This is a genomic window from Curtobacterium sp. ME26 (assembly GCF_903970945.1).
In the GTDB taxonomy this organism is placed as follows: Bacteria; Actinomycetota; Actinomycetes; order Actinomycetales; family Microbacteriaceae; genus Curtobacterium; species Curtobacterium citri.
Map to the genome: position 1 here is coordinate 139,587 of NZ_CAJCKG010000001.1, position 16,332 is coordinate 155,918.

General features: G+C 72.4%; 17 protein-coding genes. 13 read left to right on the forward strand and 4 right to left on the reverse strand.

Translation table 11 applies throughout. From position 1 onward, the window contains the following. Positions 1-12: 12 nt before the first annotated feature. Positions 13-534: a GNAT family N-acetyltransferase gene (locus H7A69_RS00690; RefSeq protein WP_182045309.1), complete on the forward strand. Its 522-nt coding sequence runs from the start codon at positions 13-15 to the stop codon at positions 532-534. Continuing rightward, positions 531-1,253: an alpha/beta hydrolase gene (locus H7A69_RS00695; protein ID WP_182045310.1), complete on the forward strand. Its 723-nt coding sequence runs from the start codon at positions 531-533 to the stop codon at positions 1,251-1,253. The genes H7A69_RS00690 and H7A69_RS00695 overlap by 4 nt, the downstream gene beginning before the upstream one ends. A 77-nt stretch (positions 1,254-1,330) precedes the next feature. Here the strand turns inward: H7A69_RS00695 and H7A69_RS00700 are convergent, their stop codons facing one another. Next, entirely contained in the window at positions 1,331-2,677 is a 1,347-nt protein-coding gene (locus H7A69_RS00700; protein WP_182045311.1) for an APC family permease, read from the reverse strand. A gap of 188 nt (positions 2,678-2,865) precedes the next feature. On the opposite strand from H7A69_RS00700, the gene H7A69_RS00705 reads away from it, so the two are divergent. The 3 genes from H7A69_RS00705 to H7A69_RS00715 all read left to right on the forward strand — a co-directional run bounded on the left by H7A69_RS00705 (position 2,866) and on the right by H7A69_RS00715 (position 7,136). Continuing rightward, complete coding sequence (locus H7A69_RS00705) at positions 2,866-3,615, forward strand: HAD family hydrolase (RefSeq protein WP_182045312.1); 750 nt, start codon at positions 2,866-2,868, stop codon at positions 3,613-3,615. A 40-nt stretch (positions 3,616-3,655) separates the two neighbouring features. After that, complete coding sequence (locus tag H7A69_RS00710; protein WP_182045313.1) at positions 3,656-6,166, forward strand: glycoside hydrolase family 65 protein; 2,511 nt, start codon at positions 3,656-3,658, stop codon at positions 6,164-6,166. 181 nt (positions 6,167-6,347) lie between these two features. After that, the gene (locus H7A69_RS00715; RefSeq protein WP_182045314.1) at positions 6,348-7,136 is read left to right on the forward strand and encodes an SDR family NAD(P)-dependent oxidoreductase; all 789 of its coding nucleotides are present in this window, start codon (positions 6,348-6,350) and stop codon (positions 7,134-7,136) included. Between the two features lie 16 nt (positions 7,137-7,152). On the opposite strand, the gene H7A69_RS00720 is transcribed toward H7A69_RS00715, so the two are convergent. Then, a complete protein-coding gene (locus H7A69_RS00720) occupies positions 7,153-7,668 on the reverse strand; it encodes a DUF1697 domain-containing protein (protein ID WP_182045315.1) in 516 nt (171 codons plus the stop codon). A gap of 97 nt (positions 7,669-7,765) precedes the next feature. Here H7A69_RS00720 and H7A69_RS00725 point away from each other — a divergent pair, with 97 nt between their 5' ends. The 3 genes from H7A69_RS00725 to H7A69_RS00735 are packed head-to-tail and all read left to right on the forward strand — an operon-like array spanning position 7,766 to position 10,096. Further along, on the forward strand, positions 7,766-8,338 hold the full coding sequence (locus tag H7A69_RS00725) for an ArsR/SmtB family transcription factor (RefSeq protein WP_182045316.1): 573 nt from the start codon (positions 7,766-7,768) through the stop codon (positions 8,336-8,338). Continuing rightward, the gene (locus H7A69_RS00730; RefSeq protein WP_182045317.1) at positions 8,335-9,639 is read left to right on the forward strand and encodes an MFS transporter; all 1,305 of its coding nucleotides are present in this window, start codon (positions 8,335-8,337) and stop codon (positions 9,637-9,639) included. Before H7A69_RS00725 ends, H7A69_RS00730 begins: the two co-directional genes overlap by 4 nt. Continuing rightward, entirely contained in the window at positions 9,632-10,096 is a 465-nt protein-coding gene (locus H7A69_RS00735) for a hypothetical protein (RefSeq protein ID WP_182045318.1), read from the forward strand. Before H7A69_RS00730 ends, H7A69_RS00735 begins: the two co-directional genes overlap by 8 nt. A 123-nt stretch (positions 10,097-10,219) precedes the next feature. Here H7A69_RS00735 and H7A69_RS00740 read toward each other — a convergent pair whose 3' ends face one another. Beyond that, positions 10,220-11,692: an NCS2 family permease gene (locus tag H7A69_RS00740; RefSeq protein WP_182045319.1), complete on the reverse strand. Its 1,473-nt coding sequence runs from the start codon at positions 11,690-11,692 to the stop codon at positions 10,220-10,222. Positions 11,693-11,844: 152 nt separating this feature from the next. Here H7A69_RS00740 and folE point away from each other — a divergent pair, with 152 nt between their 5' ends. The 5 genes from folE (at position 11,845) to H7A69_RS00765 (ending at position 15,583) form a co-directional block, all read left to right on the forward strand. Then, entirely contained in the window at positions 11,845-12,480 is a 636-nt protein-coding gene (gene folE, locus H7A69_RS00745; protein WP_259346009.1) for a GTP cyclohydrolase I, read from the forward strand. Further along, entirely contained in the window at positions 12,477-13,409 is a 933-nt protein-coding gene (gene folP, locus H7A69_RS00750; RefSeq protein ID WP_182045320.1) for a dihydropteroate synthase, read from the forward strand. Before folE ends, folP begins: the two co-directional genes overlap by 4 nt. After that, positions 13,406-14,146 (forward strand): pyrimidine reductase family protein, encoded by a 741-nt coding sequence (locus H7A69_RS00755; protein WP_182045321.1) that lies wholly within the window; start codon positions 13,406-13,408, stop codon positions 14,144-14,146. The genes folP and H7A69_RS00755 overlap by 4 nt, the downstream gene beginning before the upstream one ends. Before the next feature lie 122 nt (positions 14,147-14,268). Then, the gene (locus H7A69_RS00760) at positions 14,269-14,922 is read left to right on the forward strand and encodes an HAD-IA family hydrolase (protein WP_182045322.1); all 654 of its coding nucleotides are present in this window, start codon (positions 14,269-14,271) and stop codon (positions 14,920-14,922) included. A gap of 115 nt (positions 14,923-15,037) precedes the next feature. Beyond that, positions 15,038-15,583, forward strand: coding sequence for a type 1 glutamine amidotransferase domain-containing protein (locus H7A69_RS00765; RefSeq protein ID WP_182045323.1), 546 nt, complete (start codon positions 15,038-15,040; stop codon positions 15,581-15,583). A gap of 113 nt (positions 15,584-15,696) precedes the next feature. On the opposite strand, the gene H7A69_RS00770 is transcribed toward H7A69_RS00765, so the two are convergent. Next, positions 15,697-16,257: a molybdenum cofactor biosysynthesis protein gene (locus tag H7A69_RS00770; protein WP_259346010.1), complete on the reverse strand. Its 561-nt coding sequence runs from the start codon at positions 16,255-16,257 to the stop codon at positions 15,697-15,699. Between the last annotated feature and the right edge of the window lie 75 nt (positions 16,258-16,332).

Sequence of the window (16,332 nt, forward strand, 5' to 3'; positions counted from 1 at the left end):
TACCGTCGATCCGTGACGATCGAGCTGCGCCGACTGACCGGGGACGACTGGGCCGCCTGGCGCCCGGTCCGGTTGACGGCCCTCGCCGATGCGCCCGAGGCCTTCGGCTCCCGGCTCGCCGACTGGCAGGACGCCCCCGAGCACCGCTGGCGCACGCGCCTGTCGCTGCCGGGGGCGCTCGACCTGCTCGCCGTCGAGGACGACCGCCCCGTCGGCACGGCCTCCGGGGTGCCCGACGCCGACGACCCCAGCCGCGTCGAGCTCATCTCGATGTGGGTCGAGCCGGCAGCGCGCGGGCGAGGGGTCGCCGGCGTGCTCATCGAGGCGATCGCCGGCTGGGCGGCCGAGCAGGGTGCGACCGACCTCCTGCTGTCCGTGATGCCCGACAACGACCGTGCTCGCCGGACCTACGAGCGGACGGGCTTCACGGCGACGGACGAGCCCGGCGACCTGCTGCCGGACGGCCGCCGCGAGACCGTGATGCGGCGTGACCTCACCCTCACCGGCCGCGGTGCGTCGGAGGACCGACCGTGAACCGTGCACTCCGCTGGACCGCCTGGGTCGTCGCCGTCGTGGTGCTGCTCGCGGTCGTGTTCCTCGTGTACGCGAACATCGTCATGCAGGGCACCCGGAGCGCCGCGCTGCAGGTCTGGCGCGACGACCGCGTGGCCGTCCGTGACGCCGACGACAGCGTCGTGATGACCCCGACCGGGACCGCCGACGGCACCGGGATCGTGTTCATCCCCGGTGCGAAGGTCGACCCCTACGCGTACCTGGCGACGTTCCGGCAGGTGGTCGCGAGCGGCACGACCGTCGTCATCACGAAGCCGACGCTCAACCTCGCGTTCTTCGACACCCGGCCGCTGGCGACGTTCGAGGCGCACGCCCCCGATGTGGCGACCTGGGCCGTCGGCGGGCACTCGCTCGGCGGGGTCCGCGCGTGCCAGCTCGCCCAGGACGCCGACGGGCTCCTGCTGCTCGGCAGCTACTGCGCGAACGACATCGCCCGCTCGTACGTCCAGGTCCTCAGCGTCTCCGGCTCCCGTGACGGCCTGTCGACGCCGGAGAAGGTCGCCGCCGCACGTGACGAGCTCCCGTCCACCGCGCGGATGGTCGAGATCGAGGGGGCGAACCACGCCGACTTCGGTGCGTACGGCGACCAGCCGGGCGACCGGACGGCGACGATCTCGCGCGAGGACGCTCGCCAGCAGATCAGCGCGGCGATCGAGGACTGGGTACGCACGCTCCGCTGACGCGACCACCTGACGGACTGGAGGCCCGGTGCCAGCCGGCACCGCGCCTCCCGTCCGTCAGGTGGTCCCGCGACCGCTCAGTGGATGCGGCCCGCCTCGTGGTCGCGACCGCTGCGGCGACCCGTCGCCCGGGCGATGAAGTACAGCACCACGCCGACGGCGAGCAGCAGTGCCGCGTACAGCCAGACCTGCCCGCTCTGCTGCGTCAGCAGCAGGACGCAGGACGCGACGCCGAGCACCGGCACCCACGTCCACACCCGGAAGTGGTCGTGCTCGACCCTGTCCTTCCGCAGCACCAGCACGGCGACGTTCGTGCTGATGAACACGAAGAGCAGGAGGAGCACCACGGTCTCGGCGAGCGTGCCGACGTCCCCGACCAGGGTGAGGGCCATCGCGACGACCGTGGTCGCGACGATGGCGACCCACGGGGTCCTCCGGTTCGGCAGGAACTTCGCGAGCAGGGCGGGCAGCAACCGCTGCTCGGCCATGCCGTAGGTCACCCGGCTCGCCATGATCATGGTGAGGAGCGCGCCGTTCGCCACGGCGACCAGGGCGATGAGGCTGAATACCCAGTCGGGGACCGGGATGCCGGTGGCCGACACCACGGCCAGGAGCGGACCGCTCGACCCGGACAGCTCCGACGCCGGCAGGGCGATCGAGCTCGCGAGGGCGACGAGCACGTAGACGACACCGGCGGTGGCGAGGGACCCGAACAGCGCGCGGGGGTAGACGCGGCGGACGTCGCGGACCTCCTCGGCGATGTTCGCCGAGGTCTCGAAGCCGACGAACGAGTAGTAGGCGACGATCGCGGCGCTCAGGGTGGCCAGCGCGGGGTTCGCCTCGGCGGGGAAGGCGCCGATGCGCGAGACGTCGCCGCCACCGCCGCCGAGCATCACCGCGACGACCACGATGACGATCACGAGACCGGACACCTCGATGATCGTCATGACGACGTTGCTCCGCAGCGAGTCCGAGATCCCGCGGGCGTTCAGGCACGCGACGAGCGCCAGGAACACGATCGCGGTGGGGACCGGCGGCAGGTCCACGAAGGTGCCGAGGTAGTCGCCCGCGAAGGCCAGCGACAGGCCCGCGGCGCTCGTCACGCCGGCGGCCAGCATGCTGAAGCCGACCAGGAACGACACGATCGGCGTCTTGTAGGCCCGCTCGGCGAACACCGCGGCGCCGCCGGCCTTCGGGTACTTCGTCACGAGCTCGGCGTAGGAACCGGCGGTGAGCAGGGCCAGCAGCAGCGCGAGGACCAGCGGTGCCCAGAGCGCCCCGCCGACGTCCTTCGACAGGGTGCCCATCAGGGCGTAGATGCCGGCGCCGAGCACGTCGCCGAGGATGAAGAGGAACAGGAGCGGGCCGGTGATCGCCCGCTTGAGCTTCGAGCCGGAGGGCTCGTGCATCGTGGTGGTGCTCATGGTGGTGCCTTCCGTCGCGGTCGACGCTCCGCGGGTGGTGGTGCAGGCCCTCCCGGAAGGTCCACCGTGCGCGGTCGGCTCCCGGGTGGACGATTCTCCACGGGTGCCCGGCGAGCCTGGGCGTCCGCGCTGGAGCGGTCCTAGACTCGACCGGAGCCGAACCGACCACCGCGAGCAGAGGAACCCCGATGACGACGCCGGACCGGCACACCCCAGCGCGACTCGCCGACACGCGAGCGCTCCTGTTCGACCTCGACGGGGTCCTCACCCCGACGGCGGACGTCCACATGCGCGCGTGGAGCCGCCTCTTCACGCCGTTCCTGGCCGAGCACGGCGTCGCCCCGTACACGGAGCAGGACTACTTCGACCACATCGACGGCAAGCCGCGGTACGACGGCGTCCGCTCACTGCTCGAGGCGCGCGGCATCGACCTGCCGCAGGGCACGCCCGACGACGCCCCGGGCAGCGACACCGTCTGCGCGCTCGGCAACCGGAAGAACGCCGAGTTCACCGCCGAGCTGACCGAGCACGGCGTCGAGCCGTACCCGGGCTCGCTGCGGTTCCTGACGGCGGCGATCGACGCCGGCATGCGGGTCGCCGTCGTGTCGAGCTCCGCGAACGCCACGCAGGTGCTCCGCACCGCGGGCATCCTCGACCGCTTCCCCGTGGTCGTCGACGGGCTCGTCGCGCGGCAGGACGGCCTGGCCGGCAAGCCCGCGCCGGACACCTACCTCGACGCCGCCGCCCGGTTCGACCTGACCCCGGCGGAGTGCGTCGTGGTCGAGGACGCCACGAGCGGGGTCGAAGCCGGTCGGAACGGTGCCTTCGGGCTCGTCGTCGGCGTCGACCGCGGCGCCGGTGCCGACGCCCTGCGCGAGCACGGTGCCGACGTCGTCGTGCGCGACCTCGCCGACCTCGTCGACCAGCTCCCGGCCTGACCTCCCCGAGACACCCACCCCTCCCCACGGAGAGAACCGCATGAACCCCATCACCTCGGACCCCCTCGACCGCGTCCGCTACCCGGTCGACGAGTGGGCACTCGTCGAGACCGAGTACACGCCGGACGAGCAGGGCGTCGCGGAGACGAACTTCGCCGTCGGCAACGGGTACCTCGGCCTGCGCGGCAACCTCGACGAGGGCCGTGGCGGCGTGCAGTACGGCACGTACGTCAACGGCTTCCACGAGACCTGGCCGATCCGGCACGCCGAGGACGCCTTCGGCTTCGCGAAGACCGGGCAGACCATCATCAACGCGCCGGACGCCAAGGTGATCCGGCTCTACGTCGACGACGAGCCCCTCGTCCTGGCCGAGGCGGACATCCTGCGCCACACACGGCGCCTCGAGTTCCGCGGCGGGTACCTCTACCGCGAGACCGAGTGGTCGACGCCGTCCGGCAAGCGGGTGCTCATCCGAGCGCGCCGTCTGGTGTCCTTCACCGACCGGCACCTCGCCGTCATCGACTACGAGGTGACCGTGCTCGACGGGGACGCCTCGATCCTGCTGTCCAGCCAGATCCTGAACCGCCAGGACGTGCAGGACGAGTACCACGCAGGCATGCGTGCCGCGGCGAACGCCTTCGACCCGCGCAAGGCCGAGGCGTTCACCGAGCGCGTGCTCGACCCCAAGCTCAAGCGCAGCACCGGTGGGCGTTCCCTGCTCGGCTACCAGGCGTCGAGCTCCGGCATGACGATCTGCGTCGGCGTGGAGCACCACCTGGAGACCGAGAACCACTGGGACGAGGCCTCGTCGATCGACGACGACCTCGCGAAGCACGTCTACCGGATCCAGGCCCGTCGCGGCGTCCCGATCCGGCTCGTGAAGCACATGGTGTACCACACGTCCCGCGGCGTGCCGGCCCGCGAGCTCGCCGACCGCTGCGACCGCACGCTCGACCGCGCCCGCGCCGAGACGGTGGAGGAGACGTTCGCGAAGCAGCGCGCGTGGATGGACGACTACTGGGTCCGCAGCGACGTCGAGATCCCGGGGCAGCCGGCGATCCAGCAGGCCGTGCGCTGGAACCTCTTCATGCTCGCCCAGGCGACCGCCCGCACCGACGGGCACGGCATCGCCGCGAAGGGCGTCACCGGCTCCGGCTACGGCGGCCACTACTTCTGGGACATGGAGATCTACGTCCTGCCGTTCCTGTCGTACACGGCGCCGATCGTCGCCCGGAACGCCCTGCGCTTCCGCTACAACATGCTCGACTCGGCACGGTCGCGGGCGCGCGAGCTGAACCAGCGCGGTGCGCTCTTCCCGTGGCGGACGATCAACGGCGAGGAGTCGAGCGCGTACTACGCAGCCGGCACCGCGCAGTACCACATCGACGCGGACATCGCCCATGCGCTCATGCAGTACGTCCGCGCGTCCGGGGACACCGACTTCCTGAAGCGCGGCGCGATCGACATCCTGGTCGAGACCGCGCGGCTCTGGTCGGACCTGGGCTTCTGGCGGTCGAACGGCGACAAGAAGTTCCACATCGACGGTGTCACCGGCCCGGACGAGTACACGACGGTCGTCGACGACAACCTCTACACGAACGTGATGGCGCGGGCGAACCTGTGGTTCGCGGTCAACGCCACGCGGCAGCTCGCCGTCGACGACCCGGAGGAGTACGGCCGGATGGTCCGGCGCACCGGGCTCGACGACGCCGAGGTGACCGACTGGGAGCACGCCGCCGAGTCGATGGAGATCCCCTTCGACCCGCACCGCGGCATCCACCCGCAGGACGCCCAGTTCCTCGACAAGGAGCTCTGGGACCTCGAGAACACGCCGGACTCGAAGCGCCCGCTGCTGCTGCACTACCACCCGCTGGTCATCTACCGGTTCCAGGTGCTCAAGCAGGCGGACGTCGTGCTCGCGCTGTTCCTCCAGGGGCACGAGTTCACGGCGGCCGAGAAGCGCCGCGACTTCGACTACTACGACGCGCTCACGACGGGAGACTCGACGCTCTCCGCCGTCGTGCAGTCGATCATGGCGGCCGAGGTCGGCTACCACGACCTGGCGGCGCAGTACTTCCTCACCGCGCTCTACGTCGACCTGGCGGACCTGCACGGCAACACCTCGGACGGTGTGCACATCGCGTCGACCGGCGGCATCTGGGGAGCGCTCGTCAACGGCTTCGGCGGCATGCGCGACCACGGCGGCCGCATGACGTTCAACCCGCGGCTACCGATGGACTGGGAACGCCTGACGTACCGGATCCAGGTGCACGGCTCGCGTGTCCGCGTCGACCTCGAGGAGGACACGATGACCTTCACGGTCGAGACCGGCGAGGGCTTCTCGGCGTGGGTGCACAACCAGCAGTGGGACATCACCGCCGGTGCACCCACCGTCGTGCCGATGCCGCACCACGGTCCGCGCATGACCGGGCACGCCCCGACCACGAGCGACATCCAGGGCACGCTGCGGGCGGACGGGTCGGTGATCACCGCGTCGATCCCGATGATCTCCCTCGACCGGGACTTCGACGTCGACGAGACGACGGCCTGACGCCCTGACGACGGCCCGCGGGGTGACGCCGGCCGGGAGGCGCGGTGCGGGTCGGACCCGCACCGCGCCTCCCGGCCGGTGCGGGTCGCGTGCCCCCTCCGCCTCCACGCGCGTCCAGCCAGCACCGGGCACCGTGGTCTCCCGTGCCCCCGGGCCGACGGCGTCTCCTGCGGTACACACCGTGCAACGAGAGGAGACACCCAAGGACGAGCGCTTCGCAGGCAAGGTCGCGATCGTGACCGGAGCGGGATCGGGGATCGGCGAGGCCACGGCCCGCGCCTTCGTGGACGAGGGCGCCGACGTGCTGCTCGTCGACAGCGTCGAGGAGAAGGTCCGGGCCGTCGCGGACAGCCTGCCGACCGGTCGTGCGGTCGCGCTGCAGGCCGACGTCGCCGACCCGGCAGCGTGGGAGACGATCGTCTCGGACGCCGTCGACCGGTGGGACCGGATCGACGTGCTCGTGAACAACGCCGGGACCTTCACCTCCGGTGACATCACCGACATCGAGCCCGACGAGTGGCGTCGCGTCATCGACACCGACCTGTCGAGCGTGTTCTTCGGCACGCGGGCGACGCTGCCGTTCCTCCGCGAGACCAAGGGCTCCGTCGTGAACACCTCGTCGGTCTCCGGGATGGACGCCGACTGGCGGATGAGCCCGTACAACGCGGCGAAGGGCGGCGTGACGAACTTCACGAAGGCCGCCGCTCTCGACAACGGGCAGTTCGGCGTGCGGGTGAACGCGGTCGCTCCCGGGCTGATCTGGACCGACATGACGCAGCAGCAGGCCGAGGACGAGGAACTGCAGCACGCCTTCGCCGAGCGGGTGTCGCTCGGCCGGGGCGGGCGCTCGGAGGAGGTCGCCGCGGCGGTCCTCTTCCTCGCCAGCGACGCGGCGAGCTACATCACGGGCGCGGTCCTGCCGGTCGACGGCGGCACCACCGCGAGCAACGGGCAGCCCGCGCAGTCCTGAGGTCGCGCCCCCCGGCTCACAGGAGCCTGCGGAGGGTGTTCGTGTTGCGGGTCGTCGTCGTGCGCTTGAAGCGCGCCGCGGCGGCCCGTCTCGCGAAGACGGTGTCGGTGCTCGAGCCCTTCGGGCACGACCAGTACACGACCCCGTCCCCGCGGGCGACCCGCTCGACCGAGTCGTCGAGCGCGAGGTCGGCCACCAGGTCGTCCAGGACGGTGTCGTCGGACCCGAACACGACGTAGTCGTGGCGGTCGGCGTGCGACGGGAACGGGAAGGCGTCGACCACGGCGGCCAGGGCCCCGTGCGGGACGAGGACGATCCACGCGTCGTACCCGAAGCGGTCACCCAGGCCCTGCTCGATCGCACCCTTGATGCTCGCGGCGTCGCCGTCGGCCGTGAACACCACGTTGCCGGACGCGAGCACCGTCCGGACGTCCCCGTACCCGAGACCGCGGAACAGTGCCGCCAGGTCCGCGCTCCGGATCGTGATCCCGTTCACGTTCGCCCCGCGCAGCAGCGCGATCCACCCGGCCATGTCGGAACCGTAGCGCGCGTCGGTGACGCAGGGCGAGCCTCCAGACAAATCCACAAGCATTGTTGCGCAACGCGTCTTGTGCATCTACGGTCGAGGCATGGACGTGCAGCGATTCGACGACGCGGCGCAGATGCGCGCGCTCGCCCACCCGACCCGGCTGCGGCTCGTGGGTCTCCTCCGGACGGGTGGGCCGCAGACGGCCGCGATGCTCGGCGACCAGGTCGACGAGGCGCCGGGGACGATCAGCTACCACTGCCGGCGGCTGGCGGAGGCGGGCTTCATCGAGCCCGCCCCGGAGATCGGCACCGACCGTCGCGAGCGGTGGTGGCGGGCGGTCGCGCAGCACACGTCCTGGAACCTCGCCGACGCGTTCGACGACCCGGACCGGATGCTCGCCGCGACCGCACTCGACCACACCGTCGCGCAGGCGTACGCCGCGGAGTACACGGCGTTCATCGACGCCGTGCCGGCGCTCGGGCGGGAGTGGGTCGCGGCCTCGAACAGCAGCGACCGTGCCCTCCGCCTGACGGTCGACGAGCTGCGGGCCCTCGGCGCGGAACTGCAGGGCGTGCTCGACCGGTGGGAGACGGTCAGCGCCGACCACGAGCCGGGCGACGGGTCCGAGCGCGTCACCGCCGTCGTGCAGAGCTACCGTTCGGCCCGACCGTGAACGCGCACTGGCGACTGCGGTCGCTCCTGGCGGTCCAGGTGGTGTCGCGGACGGGCAACGTCGCGACGACCATCGCCGTGCCCTTCGTCGTGCTGTCCCGCGGCGGGTCGGCGACCGACGTCGGGATCGCAGCGTTCGCGGCCACCGTCCCCATCGTGCTCGGGGGCGCGTTCGGCGGCGTCCTCGTCGAGCGCTTCGGGTTCGTGCGGTCGAGCGTCGCATCGGACCTCGTCAGCGCGGTGACGCTCGTCGCGATCCCGCTCCTGGCGTGGACCGTCGGTCTGCCGAGCTGGGCGCTGCTCGCGCTCGTGTTCCTCGGCGGGCTCTTCGACACCCCGGGGGAGTCCGGCCGCCGGGTCCTGCTGCCCGGCCTGGCCGATGCGGCCGGGATCCCGCTCGAGCGGGCGGTCGGACACTTCGAGGCGTCGGTGCGCTTCTCGGTGCTGCTGGGCGCCCCGGCCGCAGGGCTCCTCGTCGGGGCGGTCGGACCGCTGCCGGCCCTCGCGGTGACGGCCGCGGTGTTCACCGCTGCGGCGCTGCTCGCGGTGCTCACCCTGCGCGGTGCCACGGTCGCGCCGGCGACGGAGGACACTCCGGTCGAGCCCTCGGCCGGGTACTGGCGGGACCTCGGTGCCGGGCTGCGCTTCTGCGCGCGCGACCCCCTGTTCCGGCTGGTCATCGCGCTCGTGCTCGTCACGAACCTGCTCGACGCGGCGCGGTCCACGGCCCTGCTGCCGTTGTACGCGGACCGGTTGCTCGACGGCGCGCAGTCGCTCGGCATCGTCAGCGGGACCTTCGGTGGTGCCGCATTCCTCGGGTCCCTCGTCTTCGGGTACGTGGCGCACCGGGTCCCGAGACGGATCACCTTCGTGGTCTGCTTCGCCCTCGCTGGTGGGCCGTCGCTCGTCGTGCCCGCGCTCGGGCTCGGGCTGCCCTGGGTGCTCGGCGCGTGCGTGGTGTCCGGGCTCGCAGCGGGCGCGCTCAACCCGATCCTCGGTGCCGTGGAGCTGGAGCGGATCCCGGCGGCGATGCGCGCGCGGGTCTTCGGGCTGTTGTCGGCGGGCTCGTGGGCGGGGATCCCGCTCGGCGGACTGTTCGGCGGCATCGCGGCGGACGGCATCGGGGTGACGACGACGTTCGGTGTGGTCGCCGTCGTCTACACGGTGGTGACGCTGTCGCCGTTGCTCGGTGGGAGCTGGCGGCTGATGGAGCGGCCGCGGGTCGCGTCGGCCGGGGAACCGGGACCCGCACTCGCTCGGAGCGGGTCGAGGAACGCTCCGGTAGACGAGGGGCATGACTGACGAGCGACACGACGACGGCCAGGGTCCCGACGACGCACACGTGGTGCCCGAGGGGGTGTCCGAGGCGACCGTCGAGGCCCTCGGCACGCTGTCGGCCGCGCTCGAGGTGCTCGAGCACGCGCGCGGGCTCCTCTACGGGTTCCACCGGCTCACCGGCACCGCCGACCTGAACCTCGGCGACGCCGTCGAGCAGCTCCGGAAGGCCGGCCACACCGAGCTCGCGGAGCGGATCGACACCGAGCTGGTGGGGCGCAACGTGATCGACGGGCGGTGGACGTTCCAGATCGTCGAGGACTACGACGACAACTACTACGCCCTCGCGAAGGAGCTCGAGCAGACCGCCCGCGACCAGCTCGTGGGCGGGAAGCGCCACCTGTTCGAGGCGAGCATGAAGGAGGACCGGCGCACCCCGGGCCGTCGTCGCCACGAGGCCAAGCCGGCGGACGTGTCGGACTGACGCCGTGCCTCCCGGCCGGGGCGGCAGGACGCCCCGTTGCATGCGAGACGCCCCCTTGCACACGAGACGCCCCCGGATTCGGGGGCGTCTCGCGGATGCAGGGGTGTCTCGGCAGGCGCGTGCCTACCCGACGCCGAGCAGCGCCTCCAGGGGCCCGCGCGCGAAGTACAGCAGGAAGCCGGCGGCGACGACGTACAGGAGCCACGAGACCTCGCGGCCGCGGCCGGACAGCAGCTTGATGAGCACCCAGCTGATGAAGCCGGCGCCGATGCCGTTCGCGATCGAGTAGGTCAGCGGCATCACGACGATCGTCAGGAACGCCGGCAGTGCTGCGCCGAAGTCCGTCCAGTCGATGTCCTTCACCTGCGCCACCATGAGCGCACCGACGACGACGAGCCCGGCGGCCGCGACCTCGAGCGGGACGACCTGCGTCAGCGGCGTGAGGAACATCGACGCCAGGAACAGCAGTCCGGTGACGACCGAGGCCATGCCCGTGCGGGCGCCCTCGCCGATGCCGGACGCCGAGTCGATGAAGACCGTGTTCGACGACACCGAGGCACCGCCGCCGGCGATCGCACCGGCACCCTCGACGACGAGCGCCGACTTCAGCCGCGGGAACGTGCCGTCGGGCTTCGCGACACCGGCGGCCTTCGCGAGACCGGTCATCGTGCCCATGGCGTCGAAGAAGTTCGTGAAGACGAGCGTGAAGACGAGCATCGACGCGGCGATCGGACCGATCCGGGTGAACGCGCCGAAGACGTCCGCGTGCCCGACGAGCGACAGGTCGGGGACCGCGAAGAACGCGCTCGGCAGCCCCGGGGCGTTGAGGTTCCAGCCGGTGGGGGAGTCGACCGAGGTGGGCACCTTGAAGATCGCCTGCAGGATGATCGCGACGATCGTCGTGCCGACGATGCCGATGAGCAGCGCGCCCTTCACCCGGCGCGCCATGAGCGTCCCGATGACGACCAGGCCGATCAGGAACACGATGGTCGGCAGCGCCGCGATCGAGCCGTCCTCGCCGAGCTGCAGCGGCGGCGAGGCGTTCTTCGTGGTCCGCACGAAGCCGGAGTCGACGAGCCCGATGAAGGCGATGAACAGACCGATGCCGACCGTGATGGCGGCCTTGAGCTGCGCGGGCACGGCCGTGAAGATCATCGTCCGGATGCCGGTCAGCGCCAGGACCACGATGACGACGCCGTTGATGACGACGAGTCCCATCGCCTCGGCCCACGTCACCTGGTGGACGACGCTCACGGCGAGGAACGAGTTGATCCCGAGGCCAGCGGCGATGCCGAACGGCAGGTTCGCGATGAGGCCCATCGCGATCGTCATCACGCCGGCGACGAGACCGGTCGCGGCGGCGACCTGCGCGTTCTGCAGCCAGCCGCCGAGGACGTCCTGCGGCGCCTGGTCCTGGCTGAACCCGCCGAGGATGAGCGGGTTGAGGATGACGATGTACGCCATCGTCACGAAGGAGACGAGGCCACCACGGACCTCGCGGGGGATGCTCGATCCGCGCTGCGTGATGGAGAAGAAGCGGTCGAGGCCGGATGCGAAGCGGTTGCGGGGCGGGGTGTCGGTCTGCTGGGCGCTCACCGAAGGAGTTTACAGAACGCTGGGAGCGCGGCGCGTCGCCCTGGTACGTCGGTCACCCGTCCGGCCGGGAGGCGCGGCCCACCCGGCTGGACCACGGCACCTCCGGCAGGTGGTCGCGCTCTGCGGCCAGACCGACGGTGTTGGATGGTCGCGTGAACGAACGCCTGGACCGCGTGCGCATCGAAGCCGCCGTGCGCGAACTCCTCCTCGCCGTCGGTGAGGACCCGGACCGCCCCGAGCTCGAGCGCACGCCGGCCCGGGTCGCGGACTCCTACGTCGAGTTCTTCGCCGGCATCGGGGTCGACGCGACCGCGATCGCCCGGTCCGGGGCGGTGCACTCGGAGGACGGGGAGCGCGGTCAGCTCGTCGTCGTCCGCGACGTGCGGTTCCGCTCGATGTGCGAGCACCACCTGCTGCCCTTCACCGGTGTCGCGCACCTGGCGTACGCGCCCGGGCAGCAGCTCATCGGGCTCGGGACGCTGTCGCGCGTGCTCGACGCCGTCGCCTCGCGGCCGCAGCTGCAGGAGCGCCTGGGGGAGCAGGTCGCCGAGGCCGTGGCGGAGGGGCTCGACGCCGCCGGGGTCCTCGTCGTGCTCGACGCCACCCACCAGTGCGTGACCGCCCGCGGCGAGCGGCAGTCGGGGTCGTCGACGGTCACCGTGGCAGCGACCGGGATCCTCGCGGACGCGGCGGGGCGGGCCGAGGCGATCGCCCTGATCGGGGCGGGTGTCGGCGCTGCCGCCGGTGCGGGGCACGACCACGCAGCCGACCACGGGGCGGACGCGTGACGAGCGAGCAGCGCACCCCGAGCCTCCCGGCCGACCGACCGGGCTGGGTGGTGCCGGACCTGCGCGACCCGGTCCGCACGATCGGGCGGCGCACCTTCGACTTCGACCACCGCATCGCCGTGATGGCGATCGTGAACCGCACACCGGACTCGTTCCACGACGAGGGCGCCACCTTCGCGCTCGACCGCGCCGTCGAGGCCGCCGTCCGCGCAGCCGAACAGGGCGCGGACTGGGTCGACATCGGCGGGGTGAAGTTCGCGCCCGGCCCGGAGCTGTCCGCCGAGGACGAGATCGACCGGGTCCTGCCGGTCGTGTCACAGCTCGCCGAGCAGTCCGACGTCGTGATCTCGGTCGACACGTTCCGGCCCGAGGTCGCGGCGGTGACGATCGCCGCCGGCGCCAGCGTCGTCAACGACACCACCGGCCTGTCCGACCCGCGGATGGCGTCCGTGGTCGCGGACTCCGACGCGACCATCGTCATCACGCACTCGACCGCGCCACCGCGCCAGGAGCTGCCGACGCCCCCGACGTACGACGACGTGACCGGCTCGGTCGTGGACTTCCTGCGCGAGCGGGTGGACCGGGCGCTCGCCGCGGGCATCCCGGAGTCGCGGATCGTGGTCGACCCCGGGCACGACCTCAACAAGAACACCGTGCACACGCTCGAGCTGACCCGGCGGCTGCCCGAGGTCGTTGCGCTCGGCTACCCGGTGCTCGCCGCGGTGTCGAACAAGGACTTCGTGGGGGAGTCCCTCGGGCGCCCCCGTGGTTCGCGGCTGCCCGGGTCGTTGGCCGCCGCCACCGTCAGCGCGATGCTGGGGGCCCGGATCGTGCGGATGCACGACGTCGTCGAGAGCGTCGACGCGATGCGCATGGTCGAGGCCGTCCTCGGCTGGCGCGAGCCCCTGGAAGCGAGGCACAACACGTGACCGTCCTGCCCCCGTCGATCGCGGACCTGTCCGACGACGACCTGCTCGACCACTACACGGACGGCGTGCCGGACGGCCCCTGGCTGCGCGTGAACTTCGTGGCCACGCTCGACGGCTCGGCCTCGGCGTCGGGTCGCACCGCATCGCTCGGCGGCGACGACGACCTGCGCGTGTTCGACCTGCTCCGCCGCGTGGCCGACGTGGTGCTCGTCGCCGCGGGCACCGTGCGCGACGAGGAGTACGGGCCGATGGTGCTGCGCGACGAGGACGTCGCGTGGCGTCGGGAGCACGGCATGCCGGACCACCCGGTGTTCGCGATCGTCACGAACTCCGGGTCGCTGGACGCGTCCTCGCGGGTGTTCACCGAGGCGCCGGTGCGGCCGGTCGTGCTGACCTCGGCGGACGGGGCCGCGTCGTCGTCCGGACGGGCCCTGGCGTCGGTCGCCGACGTGGTGGAGTGCGGTCCCGCCGCTGTCGATGTGGGTGCGGTGCGGGACGCCCTGGCTGCTCGGGGCCTCGACCGGATCCACTGCGAGGGCGGGCCGTCGTTCCTGGGGGCGCTCGTCGCGGCGGACGCGGTCGACGAGCTGACGCTGACGATCGACCCGTCGCTCGAGGGCGGCGAGGGACCACGGATCGCGACGGGCTCGTCGCCGGAGCTCCGGCGGATGCGGCCGGTGCACGTGCTGCTCGGCGACGGCGGGGTGCTCCTGACGCGGTGGGTGCGTGCGCGGTAGGTGCCGGCGCGCGTGCTGGTGCGGCTCGCGTGGCCGAGCCTCGGCGTGGCGGACGAGACTCGCGGCGCGCGGCCCGAGTCTTGTCCGCCTGGCCGAGTCTCGCGGCGGCTAGGGTCGGGCGTGTGATCGACGTCGTGGTGTCCGGGGTCCTGTTCGACATGGACGGGACGCTCGTCGACTCGACCACCGTGGTCGAGGCCGCGTGGAGCCGCTTCGGCGCCGAGCACGGCATCGACCCGGCCGAGATCCTCGGCTTCTCGCACGGCCGCCAGACGATCGACACCGTGCAGCGCTTCCTGCCGCACCTGACGCCCGACGAGCAGCGCGTGATCGTCGAGACGATGATCGCCGCCGAGATCGACTACACCGAGGGGATCGTCGAGGTGCCGGGCGCCGGGGCGTTCGTGCAGCGCCTGGTCGACGCCGGCGTGCCCGTCGCGCTGGTGACCAGCGCCCCCCGGGAGCTCGCGGTGAAGCGCATGATCGCCGCCGGCGTGCCCGTCCCCGAGGCCCTCGTGCCGTCGGAGGACGCCGAGCGCAGCAAGCCGCACCCCGAGGGGTACCTGCGGGGCGCCGCCCTGCTCGGTGTCCCGGCCGACCGCTGCCTGGCGTTCGAGGACGCCCCCGCCGGGGTGGAGGCCGCCGTCGCGTCCGGCGCGACCACCGTCGTCGTCGGGACGCTCGAGGCGCCGGTCACCGCGGGGCTGCCGCGCATCGCGGGGTACGACGGACTCGAGGTCACGCGCGAAGGGTCCGCTTTCCGCATCCGGGGCTGAACGCCGGCTCCGGACTGCGAACACCTCCAGCCGCACCCGACGACCGTGGAGCCCGCGGTCGGAACCCTCGACCGCTGGTGCGGCCGGACGATCCCGGCCCGGAGAAGGAGCGACCATGGCAGCCCTCGACGGCAAGAAGATCCTCGTCATCGCGACGAACTACGGCGTGGAGCAGGACGAGATCGTCGTCCCCACCGACCAACTCCGTGAGCGCGGCGCGGACGTGACGGTCGCCGGTCAGGAGTCCGGCTCGATCGAGACCCTCGTCGGCGACAAGGACCCGGGCAAGTCGGTGTCCGTCGACACCACCATCGGCAGTGTCGACGGCGCTGGTGACTACGATGCGCTCGTGGTCCCCGGTGGCACGATCAACGCAGACACCATCCGCCAGGACTCCGACGCGGTCGCGCTCGTCAAGGCGTTCGCCGAGGCCGGCAAGCCCGTCGCGGCGATCTGCCACGGCCCGTGGACCCTCATCGAGGCCGGTGTCCTGCAGGGCAAGACCATCACCTCGTTCCCCTCGCTGCAGACCGACGTCCGCAACGCCGGTGCCGAGTGGGTCGACCAGGAGGTCCAGGTCGACGGCGGCCTGATCACCTCGCGCAACCCCGACGACCTGCCGGCCTTCGTCGACGCGATCGAGCAGGCGCTCACCGCCTGACGCACCGACCCCTCCGCAACACGCAACGTGGGCGGTTCCTCGCAGCGGAATGACGCTGCGAGGAACCGCCCACGTTGCGTTTCGCGGGACCGCGAGCGGAAGCGGGGCGGGGCTCAGCGGGCGACCGGCCGCGCCGTCCGCAGGACCGCGGGACCGAGGGCGAGCACGCCGTCGGACTCGGGGTCGCAGCGCACACCGCCCCGCCCGCGCATCGCCCGGAAGGCGCCGGGAGCCACCTCGTGGTCCATCCACGCGCACGGGTTCGCCGGGCGGTACCCCCGGAACAGCACGGGCTCCTCGCCGGGCACCTGCAGTGAGAACGGCTCGCCCCGGAGCGCCTCGACGTCGGCGCCGCGGAGGACCACGTTGCGCCGGGTCGCAGCGGGGTCGACCGTCGTGCCGAGCGCGCGCCCGACGTCCTCGAGGCCCTCCACACCGATCACGGTGACCGTGGCGTGCACGTGCGCCCGGGCGGCGAAGTACCGGTCGCCGACGATGCCGAGGCCGGCCCGCACCGCGACCCGGTCGCGCAGCTCCGGCCCGTCCGCGGGGAGCGCCCCGTCCGCCGGCCGCCCCTCGTAGCGGTGCCGCGGGGACACGAGCAGCGCCACCACCTCGACGTCGGTGCGGTACGGCAGGTCGGCGGGCCCGGCCACGTCGTCGACGGAGGTCACGGTGCCCACGGTAGTCGCGCCTCCCGGCCGACCCCGCTCGTCACCCGCCCCGGGCAGGTCCCCTGTCGTGAGACG